The sequence below is a fragment of the Acidovorax sp. BLS4 genome, from assembly GCF_032929295.1.
Classification (GTDB): domain Bacteria; phylum Pseudomonadota; class Gammaproteobacteria; order Burkholderiales; family Burkholderiaceae_C; genus Paracidovorax.
The window spans coordinates 1,898,487-1,911,542 of the sequence record NZ_CP136797.1; the positions used below are offsets into that span (position 1 = coordinate 1,898,487).

General features: G+C 67.3%; 8 protein-coding genes. 6 read left to right on the forward strand and 2 right to left on the reverse strand.

Annotated elements, in window-relative coordinates; translation table 11 throughout:
- Nucleotides 1-18 precede the first annotated feature (18 nt).
- From dnaE to clpA, 3 genes are all read left to right on the forward strand, one after another.
- Nucleotides 19-3,567: a DNA polymerase III subunit alpha gene (gene dnaE / locus R1Z03_RS08840; RefSeq protein ID WP_317358784.1), complete on the forward strand. Its 3,549-nt coding sequence runs from the start codon at nt 19-21 to the stop codon at nt 3,565-3,567.
- An 80-nt stretch (nt 3,568-3,647) separates the two neighbouring features.
- A complete protein-coding gene (gene clpS, locus R1Z03_RS08845) occupies nt 3,648-4,016 on the forward strand; it encodes an ATP-dependent Clp protease adapter ClpS (RefSeq protein ID WP_272563803.1) in 369 nt (122 codons plus the stop codon).
- A 57-nt stretch (nt 4,017-4,073) separates the two neighbouring features.
- On the forward strand, nt 4,074-6,425 hold the full coding sequence (gene clpA / locus R1Z03_RS08850; RefSeq protein WP_284430838.1) for an ATP-dependent Clp protease ATP-binding subunit ClpA: 2,352 nt from the start codon (nt 4,074-4,076) through the stop codon (nt 6,423-6,425).
- Nucleotides 6,426-6,562: 137 nt separating this feature from the next.
- Here clpA and R1Z03_RS08855 read toward each other — a convergent pair whose 3' ends face one another.
- Complete coding sequence (locus R1Z03_RS08855; RefSeq protein ID WP_317358787.1) at nt 6,563-7,960, reverse strand: lytic murein transglycosylase; 1,398 nt, start codon at nt 7,958-7,960, stop codon at nt 6,563-6,565.
- A gap of 61 nt (nt 7,961-8,021) precedes the next feature.
- On the opposite strand from R1Z03_RS08855, the gene sbcB reads away from it, so the two are divergent.
- The 3 genes from sbcB to R1Z03_RS08870 all read left to right on the forward strand — a co-directional run bounded on the left by sbcB (nt 8,022) and on the right by R1Z03_RS08870 (nt 12,654).
- Nucleotides 8,022-9,458, forward strand: coding sequence for an exodeoxyribonuclease I (gene sbcB, locus R1Z03_RS08860; RefSeq protein ID WP_317358789.1), 1,437 nt, complete (start codon nt 8,022-8,024; stop codon nt 9,456-9,458).
- 48 nt (nt 9,459-9,506) lie between these two features.
- Nucleotides 9,507-10,373 carry an NAD-dependent protein deacetylase gene (locus tag R1Z03_RS08865; RefSeq protein ID WP_317358791.1) on the forward strand — a complete coding sequence of 289 codons (867 nt, stop codon included), beginning with the start codon at nt 9,507-9,509 and terminating at the stop codon, nt 10,371-10,373.
- Between the two features lie 160 nt (nt 10,374-10,533).
- Nucleotides 10,534-12,654: a sigma-54-dependent Fis family transcriptional regulator gene (locus tag R1Z03_RS08870; protein WP_317358794.1), complete on the forward strand. Its 2,121-nt coding sequence runs from the start codon at nt 10,534-10,536 to the stop codon at nt 12,652-12,654.
- Here R1Z03_RS08870 and R1Z03_RS08875 read toward each other — a convergent pair.
- Nucleotides 12,629-13,051 (reverse strand): DUF779 domain-containing protein, encoded by a 423-nt coding sequence (locus R1Z03_RS08875; protein ID WP_284406404.1) that lies wholly within the window; start codon nt 13,049-13,051, stop codon nt 12,629-12,631. The genes R1Z03_RS08870 and R1Z03_RS08875 overlap by 26 nt on opposite strands.
- Between the last annotated feature and the right edge of the window lie 5 nt (nt 13,052-13,056).

Sequence of the window (13,056 nt, forward strand, 5' to 3'; positions counted from 1 at the left end):
GTTCCTACAATACCCGCCATGTTTGTCCATTTGCGCCTGCACACCGAATTTTCCGTCGTCGACGGCACCAACCGCATTGATGAAGTGGCCAAGGCGGCTGCCAAGGACGGCCAGCCTGCCCTGGCGATCACCGACCTCGGCAATCTTTTCGGCGCCATCAAGTTCTACAAGGAAGCGCGGGGCAAGGGCGTCAAGCCCGTGCTGGGCGCCGAAGTGTTCGTCGAACCCGAGGAGCCGGGCAATCCACCTTCCCGCATGATCCTGCTGGTGCAGGGCAAGCAGGGGTATCTGAACCTGTCGGAACTGCTCGCGCGCGCCTGGACGCGCAACGTGGTGAAGAACCAGCCCCTTTGCACCTGGGCCTGGCTGGAGGAACTGGGCGAAGGCCTCATCGCGTTGGCGGGCGCTCAGGCCGGTCCCGTGGGGCAGGCCATCGTGAAGGGCGACGACGCGGGGGCCGCGCGTCTGGCACTGCGGCTGGCAGGGCTGTTCCCCCATCGCTTCTACCTGGAGATCCAGCGCGCCGGCCGGCCCGACGACGAAGCCCATGTGGTGTCTGCCGTGCAACTGGCCGCCCGGCTGAACCTGCCCGTCGTCGCGACCCACCCCGTGCAGTTCGCCACGGCCGACGATTACGAGGCCCATGAAGCGCGTGTGTGCATCTCCGAAGGCGAAATCCTGGGCAACCAGCGGCGGGTGCGCAAGTTCACGCGCGAGCAATACTTCAAATCGAGCGCGCAGATGGAGGCGCTGTTCGCCGACGTGCCGTCCGCGATCGCCAATACGCTGGAGATCGCCAAGCGCTGCAACCTGACCCTGGTGCTGGGCAAGCCGCAGCTGCCGGACTTTCCCACCCCGGGCGGCATGCCCATTGACGAGTACTTCCGGGTGGCTTCGCTGGCGGGGCTGGAAGAGCGTCTGGCGCACCTGTACCCCAAGGAGGCGGATCGCGACAAGGAGCGCCCGCGCTACCTGGAGCGGCTGGAGTTCGAGATCAACACCATCCTGAAAATGGGGTTCCCGGGCTACTTCCTGATCGTGGGGGACTTCATCCAGTGGGCCAAGAACAACGGCTGCCCGGTGGGGCCGGGCCGGGGCTCCGGTGCTGGCTCGCTGGTGGCCTATGCACTCAAGATCACCGATTTGGACCCGCTGCAGTACAACCTGCTGTTCGAGCGGTTCCTGAACCCCGAGCGGGTGTCGATGCCCGACTTCGACATTGATTTCTGCCAGTCCAACCGCGATCGCGTCATCGACTACGTGAAGGACAAGTACGGCAAGGATGCCGTGAGCCAGATCGCCACGTTCGGCACCATGGCCGCAAAGGCCGCGATCCGCGACGTGGGCCGGGTCATGGACATGAGCTACACGTTCTGCGACGGCATTTCCAAGCTCGTGCCGGGCAAGCCCGGCATGTCGTACACGCTGCAGTACCCGCCCAACCCCAAGAAGGAGGGCGACAAGAACAATTACGCACTCGAACTGGAGCCGCTGCTGGCCGAGCGCGTGCAGAAGGAAGAAGACGTCAAGACCATCATCGAGATGGCGCAAAAGCTCGAGGGCATGACCCGCAACATCGGCATGCACGCCGGGGGCGTGCTCATCGCCCCGGGCAAGCTCACCGATTTTTGCCCCCTCTACCAGCAGCCGGGCAGCGATTCCGCCGTGAGCCAGTACGACAAGGACGATGTGGAAGCCATCGGCCTGGTGAAGTTCGACTTCTTGGGCCTGGCCACGCTGACCATCCTGGAGATCGCCAAGGAGTTCATCGTCAAGCGCCACAAGGGGCAGGAGAACTTCACGTTCGAGAACATTCCGCTGGACGATGCGCCCACCTACCGTCTCTTTTCCGACGGCAAGACCGAAGCCGTGTTCCAGTTTGAAAGCCGCGGCATGCAGGGAATGCTCAAGGAAGCACGCCCCAGCCGGCTGGAAGACCTCATCGCCCTGAACGCGCTGTACCGACCGGGTCCGATGGATCTGATTCCCAGCTTCGTGAACCGCAAGCATGGCAAGGAGGTGGTGGAATACCCCCATCCGTTGGTCGAGAAGGTGCTGTCGGAAACCTACGGGATCATGGTGTACCAGGAGCAGGTGATGCAGACCGCCCAGGTGCTGGGCGGCTACTCGCTCGGCGGCGCCGACATGCTGCGCCGGGCGATGGGCAAGAAGAAGGCCGAGGAGATGGCCGAGCACCGCGAGATCTTCCGTGCGGGAGCGGCCAAGCAGAACATCAGCCAGGAAAAGGCCGACGAAGTCTTCGACCTGATGGAGAAGTTCGCCGGGTACGGCTTCAACAAGTCGCACGCGGCGGCCTACTCGCTGCTGGCCTACCAGACCGGCTGGCTCAAGGTGCACTACACGGCCGAATTCTTCTGCGCCAACATGACGGTGGAAATGGACGACACCGACAAGCTCAAGGTGCTGTTCGAAGATGCCATGAAGAACTTTGGCCTGACGTTCGAGCCGCCGGACGTGAACCGGGGCATGTACCGGTTCGAGCCGGTCACGGACAAGGTCATCCGCTACGGGCTGGGCGCCATCAAGGGAACGGGCCAGCAGGCGATCGAAGCCATCATTGCGGCCCGGGATGGGCGCGGCGCGGGACCGCGCGGCGATACCAAGGGCCCTTTTACCAGCCTGTTCGACTTCTGCGTCCGCGTGGACCGCACGCGCTTGAACAAGCGCACGCTGGAGGCGCTCATCAAGGCGGGTGCGTTCGACACCATGAACATGAATCGGGCCTCGCTCGTCGCCTCGATCGACCGGGCGTTCGACTTCGCGAACGCCACGCTGGCCAATGCCAACCAGGGCGGCCTGTTCGACATGATGGGCGAGGACGCCCACGGCTCGAGCACGCAGGAGCCCGAACTCGTCGAGATGGTGCCCTGGGGTGTGAAGGAGCGCCTCACGCAGGAAAAGACGGCCGTGGGCTTCTACCTGTCGGGCCACCTGTTCGACGAGGTGGCCAGTGAGGTGCGCCGTTTCGTACGAACGCAGATCGACGAACTGCTCGACAGCCGCGAGCCCCAGATCCTGGCGGGCATCATCAGCGACTTTCGGGTGATCAACGGGCAGCGGGGCCGACTGGCCCTGTTCAAGTTGGACGACAAGTCGGCCACCATCGAAGCCTCGGCCGACGAGAACGTGGTCAACGCCCACCGGGACATGCTGAAGGACGACGAGTTCGTGGTCATGAGCGGCCGCCTGCAGCTCGACCATTTCAGTGGCGGGCTGCGGGTGAAGGTGCAGCAGGTGTGGGACTTGGCGGGGGCTCGGGCCAAGTTCGGACGCTACCTGCAGGTCGCCATCGGCAATACCGCGCCGGACGTGCAGCGCCTGGTGCGCGAATTCCCGCCCCGCCGACAGGAAACCGAGCAGGGCGAGGTGCTGGTGCACGGCCTTCGGGTGCGCATGGGCATCCGCTGCAAGGCCGGCCAAGGCCAGGCCGTGGCGGAGTTGCAACTGGGTGAGGGCAGCCGTTTCTTCCCCTCCGACGCCGCTTTGGCGGCCTGGAGCGCCCAGGCCGGCACCGGTTCGGTCAATGTGGTGTACGACGCAGGCTGACCCTGCGAGGATGGGGCTTGAAACACCGTTGGATGATCACTACATGGGAGAGGCTGCGTCGACCGCCGTGGCTCGCTAGAATGAAATCCATGGCAACTAAACCACCTTCCCCCACCCCCGCTCCGCCCACCAGGACGCCAGCGCGGGATGATGGCGGTTCGGTCGTGCTCGAACGTCGCACGCAAAAGACCCAGCCGCCGCAAATGTTTCAGGTGGTCATGCTCAATGATGACTTCACGCCGATGGAATTCGTCATCGTCGTGCTGCAGGAATTCTTCAGCAAAGACCGGGAAGCCGCCACGCAGATCATGCTGAAAATCCATTTGGACGGCAAAGGCGTATGTGGGGTGTATTCCCGCGATGTCGCCGCCACCAAAGTGGAGCAGGTCCGCGAGGCGGCCCACAAGGCGGGGCATCCGCTGCAATGCCTCAGCGAGCCTGTTGAATAAACGGCCTTTGGTCCCGATCTACAGTAATCCCTTCCACGCAAGCACAAAGGAGTTCACATGATTGCCCAGGAACTGGAAGTCAGCTTGCACATGGCCTTTGTCGAGGCCCGCCAGCAGCGCCACGAGTTCATTACCGTGGAGCATCTGCTGCTTGCACTGCTAGATAACCCCAGCGCAGCCGAGGTGCTGCGCGCATGTTCGGCCAACATCGATGATCTGCGTTCATCGCTGGCCAATTTCATCAAAGACAATACCCCTCAGGTCGCCGGCACCGACGAGGTGGACACGCAGCCCACGCTGGGTTTCCAGCGCGTGATCCAGCGCGCCATCATGCACGTTCAGTCCACGGGCAACGGCAAGAAGGAAGTCACGGGCGCCAACGTGCTCGTGGCCATCTTTGGCGAGAAGGATTCGCACGCCGTGTACTACCTGCACCAGCAGGGCGTCACGCGCCTGGACGTGGTCAATTTCATTGCCCACGGCATCAAGAAAGGCGAGCCGCCGGAACCCGCCAAGCCTGAGAACCAGGGAGAAGGCGAAGAGGGCGGTGGCGGTGGCGAGCGCAACGAGAAAGCCTCGCCGCTCGAGCAGTACACCCAGAACCTCAATCAGGCGGCCAAGGACGGCAAGATCGACCCGCTGATCGGCCGCCACTACGAGGTCGAGCGCACGATCCAGATCCTGTGCCGGCGCCGCAAGAACAACCCGCTGCTCGTGGGCGAAGCCGGCGTGGGCAAGACGGCCATCGCCGAGGGCCTGGCGTGGCGCATCACGCAGAACGACGTGCCGGAAATCCTGGCCGAGGCGGTGGTGTATTCGCTCGACATGGGCGCCTTGCTGGCGGGCACCAAGTACCGTGGTGATTTCGAGCAGCGCCTGAAGGGTGTGCTCAAGTCGCTCAAGGACAAGCCCAATGCGGTGCTGTTCATCGACGAAATCCACACGCTGATCGGCGCCGGTGCGGCCTCGGGCGGCACGCTGGACGCATCCAACCTGCTCAAGCCGGCGCTCTCCAGCGGCCAGCTCAAATGCATCGGCGCGACCACGTTCACCGAGTACCGCGGCATCTTCGAAAAAGACGCGGCCCTGTCGCGCCGGTTCCAGAAGGTCGATGTGGTGGAGCCGACCGTGCAGGAAACGGTGGACATCCTCAAGGGGCTCAAGTCGCGCTTCGAAGAGCACCACAGCGTGAAGTACGCCGCGGCGGCGCTGCAGGCAGCGGCCGAATTGTCGGCCAAGTACATCAACGATCGTCACCTGCCCGACAAGGCGATCGACGTGATCGACGAAGCCGGCGCAGCGCAACGCATCCAGGTGGCCAGCAAGCGCAAGAAGACCATCGGCAAGGCCGAGATCGAGGAAATCGTGGCGAAGATCGCGCGCATCCCGCCCGCGAACGTGTCCAACGACGACCGCAGCAAGCTGCAGACCATCGAGCGCGACCTCAAGAGCGTGGTGTTCGGCCAGGACAAGGCGCTGGAGGTGCTCGCTTCCGCCGTGAAGATGGCGCGTTCGGGCCTGGGCAAGGGCGACAAGCCGATCGGCTCGTTCCTGTTCAGCGGCCCCACTGGCGTCGGCAAGACCGAAGCGGCCAAGCAGCTCGCCTACATCATGGGCATCGAGCTGATCCGCTTCGACATGTCGGAGTACATGGAGCGCCATGCGGTGAGCCGCCTGATCGGTGCGCCTCCGGGCTATGTCGGGTTCGACCAGGGTGGGTTGCTGACCGAGGCAGTCACGAAGAAGCCGCACTCCGTGCTGCTGCTTGACGAGATCGAAAAGGCGCATCCGGACATCTTCAACGTGCTGCTGCAGGTGATGGACCACGGCACGCTGACCGACAACAACGGGCGCAAGGCCGATTTCCGCAACGTCATCATCATCATGACGACGAACGCGGGTGCCGAGACCATGAACAAGGCCACCATCGGGTTCACGAACCCGCGGCAGGCGGGCGATGAAATGGGCGACATCAAGCGCCTGTTCACGCCCGAGTTCCGCAATCGGCTGGATGCCATCGTGAACTTCAAGGCGCTGGACGAGCAGATCATCCTGCGCGTGGTGGACAAGTTCCTGCTGCAACTCGAAACCCAGCTGAGCGAGAAGAAGGTGGAGGTGACCTTCACCGACACGCTGCGCAAGCACCTGGCCAAGAAGGGCTTCGATCCGCTGATGGGCGCCCGCCCGATGCAGCGCCTGATCCAGGACACCATCCGCCGTGCCCTGGCCGACGAACTGCTCTTCGGCCGCCTGACCGAAGGTGGCCGCCTCACGGTGGACATCGAGGTGAAGACGGACGAAAAAGGCGTGGAAACGCCCGAGGTGCTGCTGGACATCCAGCCGCTGCCCAAGCGGGAGCGCTCGGCAAAATCCGAGCCGGCCGAGCCGGAAGAGGCCACGGCAGACTGATCGGCTGATGGATTACCCGGCAGTCCATGGTGGCCGCCTGATATGAAAAAGCCCGCGTTCGCCGCGGGCTTTTTCTTTTCCACCCTTGCCCTGGCTTGCAGGCCGCTCAGGGCAAGGTCAGGCGGCGCCGGCCCGCATCACGGCGCCATCAGCCGCTGCAGCAACTCCAAGGTGGGGTAGCCGTCGGCCACCACGCCGATGCTCTGCTGGAACTGGCGCAGGCCGGCGCGCGTGGCGGGGCCCATCACGCCGTCCGCCGTGCCGGCGGAAAACCCGCGCTGGTTCAATGCTGTCTGCAGGTCTTTCACCTGGCTGCGCGACAGGGGTTGCAAATCCCGCGGCCAGGGGGCCACCACGCCCGTGCCGCCCTCGATCTGCCGCGCCAGCAGGCCCACCGCCAGGGCGTAGTTCACCGAGTTGTTGTAGCGCAGGATGCTGCGGAAGTTGTCGCCCACCAAGAAGGCTGGTCCGCGCGCACCCGCGGGGGCGATGACATAGGCCGCACCCAGGTCGGGCAGGGGTTGCCGGTCGATGGCCACCACCCCTTCCGCGGTCCACTGCGCGGACGACTGGCGCACGGTGTTCTCGGCGCGGGCGTGATCGAAACCCGGCGGCAGCTGCACCTCGATACCCCAGGGCTGTCCGCTGCGCCAGCCGGAGCTGGCCAGGTAGTTGGCGGTGGACGACGCCACATCGGGGATGCTGCCCCAGATGTCGCGGCGGCCGTCGCCGTCGGCGTCGACCGCGTAGGCGAGGAACACGGATGGCAGGAACTGCGTGTGGCCCATGGCGCCCGCCCACGATCCGATCATGCGGTCGGCCGCGATGTCGCCCTGGTCCAGGATGCGCAGCGCCGCCAGCAGTTCGTTGCGGGCCCATTGGGCGCGGCGGCCCTCGAACCCCAGCGTGGCCAGCGCATCGACGGCACGGAAGGTGCCGAAATTGCCGCCGTAGTTGCTTTCCATGCCCCAGATGGCGGTGACGATCGAGGCCGTCACGCCGTACCGCGCAGCCGCGGTTTCGAGCGGCGCCGCGTATTCGGCCCGCTTGGCCTGGCCCTGGGCGATGCGCTGGGCAGAAACAGCACTGTCCAGGTACGCCCACGGGGTGCGCGTGAACTCGGGCTGCGCGCGGTCCAGCTCGATCACCCGCTGTTGCAACTGCGCGCCGGCCAGGGCCGTCTGCGCGGTATCGGGCCGGATCCCGGCCGCCAGTGCGTCCTGGGTGAAGGCCGTGATCCATGCGGCGAAACCAGCCTGTTCGGCCGCAGCGGCTTCTTCGGGGCTGACCGCAGGCGCCGCGGCGTCCTGGACCGGGGGAGGGGCGGAAGGTATCGCGGCCGGTGGTGACACTGCGGGCTGCGGAGGCGGAACGGCAGGGGCGGCGTGGGCCGGGGCGGTTTCCGGAGACTGGACGCGCGGCGCCGATGCACAGCCTGCGAGGGCCGCCGCGGCGGCCAGCGGAACCAGCCAGTGGGCTGCGCGGGTTCTGGAGGAGAGACGGAGGGGCGAGGAGGGGGCAAGGCGTCGTTGCATGCCTTATTGTCCCGCGCCCCGGCATACTTGCGGGCTTCGGTGTTACCGGCTGCACGATTTCATGCATACCTTTTTCTGGCACGACTACGAAACCTTTGGCGCCAACACGCGCCGTGACCGCCCCGCGCAGTTCGCGGGGATCCGCACCGATGCGGACCTGAACGAAATCGGCGAACCGCTGATGGTCTATTGCCAGCCCGCGCCCGATTACCTGCCCGATCCGGTGTCGTGCCTGATCACCGGCATCACGCCGCAGGTCGCATTGGAGCGTGGCCTGCCGGAGCACGCATTCGCCGCGCGCATCGAGGCCGAGCTGGCGCTGCCCGGCACCATCGGCGTCGGCTACAACACCATCCGGTTCGACGACGAGATCACGCGGTTCATGTTCTGGCGCAACCTGATGGACCCCTATGCCCGGGAATGGCAGAACCAGTGCGGCCGGTGGGACCTGCTCGACGTGGTGCGCATGGCCTACGCGCTGCGCCCGGATGGCATCGTCTGGCCGAAGAAGGAAGACGGCTTCCCCAGCTTCAAGCTGGAACACCTGTCCAAGGCCAATGGCCTGGCGCACGAGGCCGCGCACGATGCGCTCTCCGACGTGCGCGCCACCATCGCCCTGGCCCGGCTGATCCGCGACCGGCAGCCCAAGCTGTTCGAGTTCGCGCTGGGGCTGCACAAAAAAGACCGCGTGGCCGCCGAATTGCGCCTGCCCGCCACGGCCGACACCGCACGGCCTTTTTTGCACATCTCGGGCATGTTTCCTGCCGAGCGCGGCTGCGTCGCGGTGATGTGGCCGCTCGCCAGCCACCCCACCAACAAGAACGAACTGATCGCCTGGGACCTGGCCCACGATCCGTCCGAACTGGCCCTGCTGGGCGCCGAGGCGATCCGCGAGCGGCTGTTCAGCCGGGCGGATGCGCTGCCCGAAGGCGTGACGCGCCTGCCCATCAAGACCGTGCACCTGAACAAGTCGCCGATGGTGGTGGGCAACGTCAACACGCTGACGCCCCAGATGGCCCAGCGCTGGTCCGTCGATCTCGAGCGGGCCGCCGGCCATGCCGAGGTGGCGCGCGCCTTGCCCGACATGAGCGCCATCTGGGCCAGCGTGTTCACGCGGCCGCAGGAAGCCGCACCGGACGTGGACCAGGACCTGTACGGCGGCTTCGTCGGCAACGAGGACCGTCGCCGGCTGAACCGCCTGCGTGCCCTGCCGCCCCAGGAGCTCGCCTTGGCCAAGACGGGCTTCGACGACGAGCGGCTCGAAGAGCTGGTGTGGCGCTACCGTGCGCGCAATTTCCCGCACACGCTGGACGGGGCCGACCAGGAGCGCTGGGAGGGCCACCGCGTGGCCTGCCTGATGGAAGGCGCGGGCGGCGCGCTCACCTTCGACGAGCTGTTCGCCAAGCTGGACGAGCTGGGCACCGAGGCGGATGAGCGGGGCGAGGAAATCCTGGGCGCGCTGTACGACTACGCGGAAAGCATCGCGCCCGCGATTTAGCGGGAGGCTTCGATGTCCATGACTCCGTCCCCTTTGGAAAGTACCACCATGCCCGTGCCACCCCCGGCCGAGGCCGGCGTGCACGCGCTGGCCGAGTTCATGGCGACGCACCCTCGGGTGTTCGTGCTCACCGGGGCGGGCTGCAGCACGGCGGCGGGCATTCCCGATTACCGCGACGGCAATGGCGACTGGAAGCGGCCGCCGCCCCTCACGTTCCAGGCCTTCATGGGCGACGACGCCACGCGCCGCCGCTATTGGGCGCGCAGCTTCATCGGCTGGCGCGTGATGGGGCGGGCGCGTCCTGCACCGGCGCACCATGCGCTCGCCGCGCTGGAAGCGGCCGGCCGGGTGGAACTGCTGCTCACGCAGAACGTGGACGGCCTGCACGCGGCTGCGGGGAGCCTTCGCACCATCGATCTGCATGGCCGCATCGACACCGTGCGCTGCATGGCCTGCGAAGCCCGTTTGCCACGCGCCGAGCTGCAGGATGAGTTGCTGCGCCGCAATCCCGATTGGGGCGCGCTGCATGCGCATGCGGCGCCCGATGGCGATGCCGACCTGGAAGGCCAGGATTTCAGCGCGTTCGATGTGCCGCCGTGCCCGCGCTGCGGCGCCGGCCCGCTCAAGCCCGATGTGGTGTTCTTCGGCGAAAGCGTGCCGCGCGAGCGCGTGCAGGCCGCCCGCGATGCGCTGCTGCGCGCCGATGCCATGCTGGTGGCCGGTTCGTCGCTCATGGTGTATTCGGGCTTTCGCTTCGTGCAGATGGCGGTGGACGCGGGCAAGCCCGTGGCGGCCGTCAACTGGGGCCGCACGCGGGCCGATCCGCTGCTGTCGCTCAAGGTCGAGCAGGATGTCGGAACGGCGCTGGGCGCGGTGGCCCGTGCGCTGGCTGGAGGGGCTGCCGGACCGCTGTGAGCGAGGTGGCAGCGCGCGGGATGTGACGCCAAGTGAACCGAGGACACCGCCAGGGCTTTGGATACACCCCGGCCGTGCCATTGGTGTAAGGTGCCAGTCGCCCAAGCAACACCCTGGCGCCATGCAGCGCCGGGCGATGACAGAGCCCCAAGGAGACAGCATGGAGACGAACGCATCCCTCGGTGCGCCCGGCCCGACGCCGGGTGAAGTGGCCGCTTCGGCGGCGCAGCGGATCACGCAGGCGCACGAGCGCTCCACCGCCTTCGGCCTGCGGCGGCACGAGTCGGCGGATCTGCGGCCCCTGGATGCCGAAGCCCTGGCCTGGATGGTGGCCCGCAACGAAGCGCTGTTCGCCCACGCCCGCCCCGTGATGGAAACGCTGTCGGCCCAGATCGCCGGCACCCAGAGCATGGTGCTGCTGACCGATGCGCAGGGCGTGGTGCTGCACGCCCTGGGCGACGACGAGTTCCTGGACCGGGCGAGCCGGGTTGCCCTGCGCCCCGGCGCGGCGTGGTCCGAGCGCAGCAAGGGCACGAATGCCATCGGCACGGCCCTGGCGCTGGGCGAGGCGCTGCAGGTTAACGGCAATGAGCACTTTCTGCAGGCCAACCATTTTTTGACCTGTTCCTGCGCGCCCATCCTCGACCCGCACGGGCATGTGATCGGCGCGCTCGACGTGAGCGGCGACCACCGCAGCCAGAGCGCCCACACCATGGCGCTGGTGCGCATGTCGGCCAAGATGGTGGAGAACCACCTGTTCGGCAAGGTGTTCGAAGACGCCGTTCGGCTGCGCTTCCATGCGCGGACGGAATTCCTCGGCACGCTGGTGGAGGGGTTGGCCGCGTTCACGCCGGAGGGCCGTTTCCTCGCCGCCAACCGCAGTGGGCAGTTCCAGCTGGGCATGTCGGCCAATGCGTTGCAGGCGCACACGGTCTCTTCGCTGTTCGGCATGCCCATGGCGGCGCTGCTCGCGCATGCCCGTCAGGCCGTTCCGGAGCCGCTGCGCCTGCAACTGCCCGGCGGCGTGGCGGTGCAGGCAATGGTGGAGTTTCGGCCACGCTCGGGCACGCTGCTGCCCTGGGTCGACCCGGGCAACGGGCCCGATCGGCCCGATCGGTCCGACGGGGCCGGGGCGCCAACGGCGATCCAGCCAGGGGAGGGCGATGCGCCGGGCGCGCCGCCCGCCCGGCCGCGACCGGCGAAGCCGGCCCGGCTGTCCAGCCTGCGCTACCTGGACACGGGCGATGCCCAGCTCGCCCAGGTGATCGACCGGGTCACGCGGCTGCTGGGCAGCGACGTGTCCACGCTGATCCTGGGCGAGACCGGCACGGGCAAGGAACTGCTGGCCCGCGCCATCCACCAGGACGGGCCGCGGCAGGGCGGCCCTTTCGTGGCGGTCAACTGCGCGTCGATTCCCGAGACGCTGATCGAGTCCGAGTTGTTCGGCTACGACGAAGGCGCCTTCACCGGCGCACGGCGCAAGGGCCATCCCGGCAAGATCGTGCAGGCCCATGGCGGCACGCTGTTCCTCGACGAGATCGGCGACATGCCGCTGTCGATGCAGGCCCGGCTGCTGCGCGTGCTGCAGGAGCGCAGCGTTTCGCCGCTGGGTGGGGTGCGGCAGGTGCCGGTGGACGTGGCCGTGGTCTGCGCCACGCACCGCAACCTGCGCGAGATGATGGCGCAGGGCACCTTCCGCGACGACCTGTATTACCGCCTGAACGGGCTCGTCGTGCGGCTGCCCGCGCTGCGTGAGCGCACCGATCTGGCCGTGATCGTCGAGCGCATCCTGCGTGCGCAGGCCGACGCCCCCGCCAGCGCGGTGCCGCGCGTCGCGCCCGAGGCCATGGCGCTGTTCGCCGCGCATGCCTGGCCGGGCAACCTGCGCCAGTTGAGCAGCGTGCTGCGCACCGCGGCGCTGATGGCACGGGGCGACGCCGGGGTGATCCAGCGGGCGCATCTGCCCGAGGACTTCCTGGAGGATTGCGACCTGCTGCTGGCGCATGCCAACGGCACAGCAGTCAATGCAGGAGGGCCTGCCCCGGCCCTGGCCCGGGCCTTGCCGGGCGAGCATGCGTTGGCACACAGCCCCGTTGCCGTGCCGCGCCTGGGCGATACCACCGCTGCTGCCCTGGCGCAGGCGCTGGCGGCCCACGGCGGCAATGTATCGGCCGCGGCGCGTGCGCTGGGCGTGTCGCGCAACACCGTGTACCGTCACCTCAAGGCGGCGCAGGCCGCAGGCGGGCCCGAGCCTTTCAAGCCGGCGGCCCGAGCGCGCTGACGGCCTCCCATTCCGCGTCGCTGTACAGCCGCGACCGGGTGAGAAAACGCAGGCCCGTGGGCCGTTCCAGCGAGAACATGCCGCCGTTGCCGGGCACCGCATCGATGATGAGGTGCGTGTGCTCCCAGTAGGCGAACTGCGAGCGGCTCATGTAGAAGGGCGTGCCCGCGATCTCGCCCAGCAGCACGTCCGAATCGCCCAGCAGAAACTCCCCCAGCGCGAAGCACATCGGCGCGCTGCCGTCGCAGCACCCCCCCGACTGGTGGAACATGAGCGGGCCGTGCTGCGCGACCAGGCGCTCGATGAGCGCGACGGCCGCCGGCGTGGCCGAGACGCGGCCCACGGGCCCGGTCTCCGGGGCGGGTACCGGTGTGGAGGGGGCGGCCGGCGTGTTCATGGGGA

What these genes read in the sequence shown, in the direction of transcription:
- dnaE (WP_317358784.1), top strand. Translation starts at nt 19, where the DNA reads ATGTTTGTCCATTTGCGCCTGCACACCGAATTTTCCGTCGTCGACGGC.
- clpS (WP_272563803.1), top strand. Translation starts at nt 3,648, where the DNA reads ATGAAATCCATGGCAACTAAACCACCTTCCCCCACCCCCGCTCCGCCC.
- clpA (WP_284430838.1), top strand. Translation starts at nt 4,074, where the DNA reads ATGATTGCCCAGGAACTGGAAGTCAGCTTGCACATGGCCTTTGTCGAG.
- R1Z03_RS08855 (WP_317358787.1), bottom strand. Translation starts at nt 7,960, where the DNA reads ATGCAACGACGCCTTGCCCCCTCCTCGCCCCTCCGTCTCTCCTCCAGA.
- sbcB (WP_317358789.1), top strand. Translation starts at nt 8,022, where the DNA reads ATGCATACCTTTTTCTGGCACGACTACGAAACCTTTGGCGCCAACACG.
- R1Z03_RS08865 (WP_317358791.1), top strand. Translation starts at nt 9,507, where the DNA reads ATGCCCGTGCCACCCCCGGCCGAGGCCGGCGTGCACGCGCTGGCCGAG.
- R1Z03_RS08870 (WP_317358794.1), top strand. Translation starts at nt 10,534, where the DNA reads ATGGAGACGAACGCATCCCTCGGTGCGCCCGGCCCGACGCCGGGTGAA.
- R1Z03_RS08875 (WP_284406404.1), bottom strand. Translation starts at nt 13,051, where the DNA reads ATGAACACGCCGGCCGCCCCCTCCACACCGGTACCCGCCCCGGAGACC.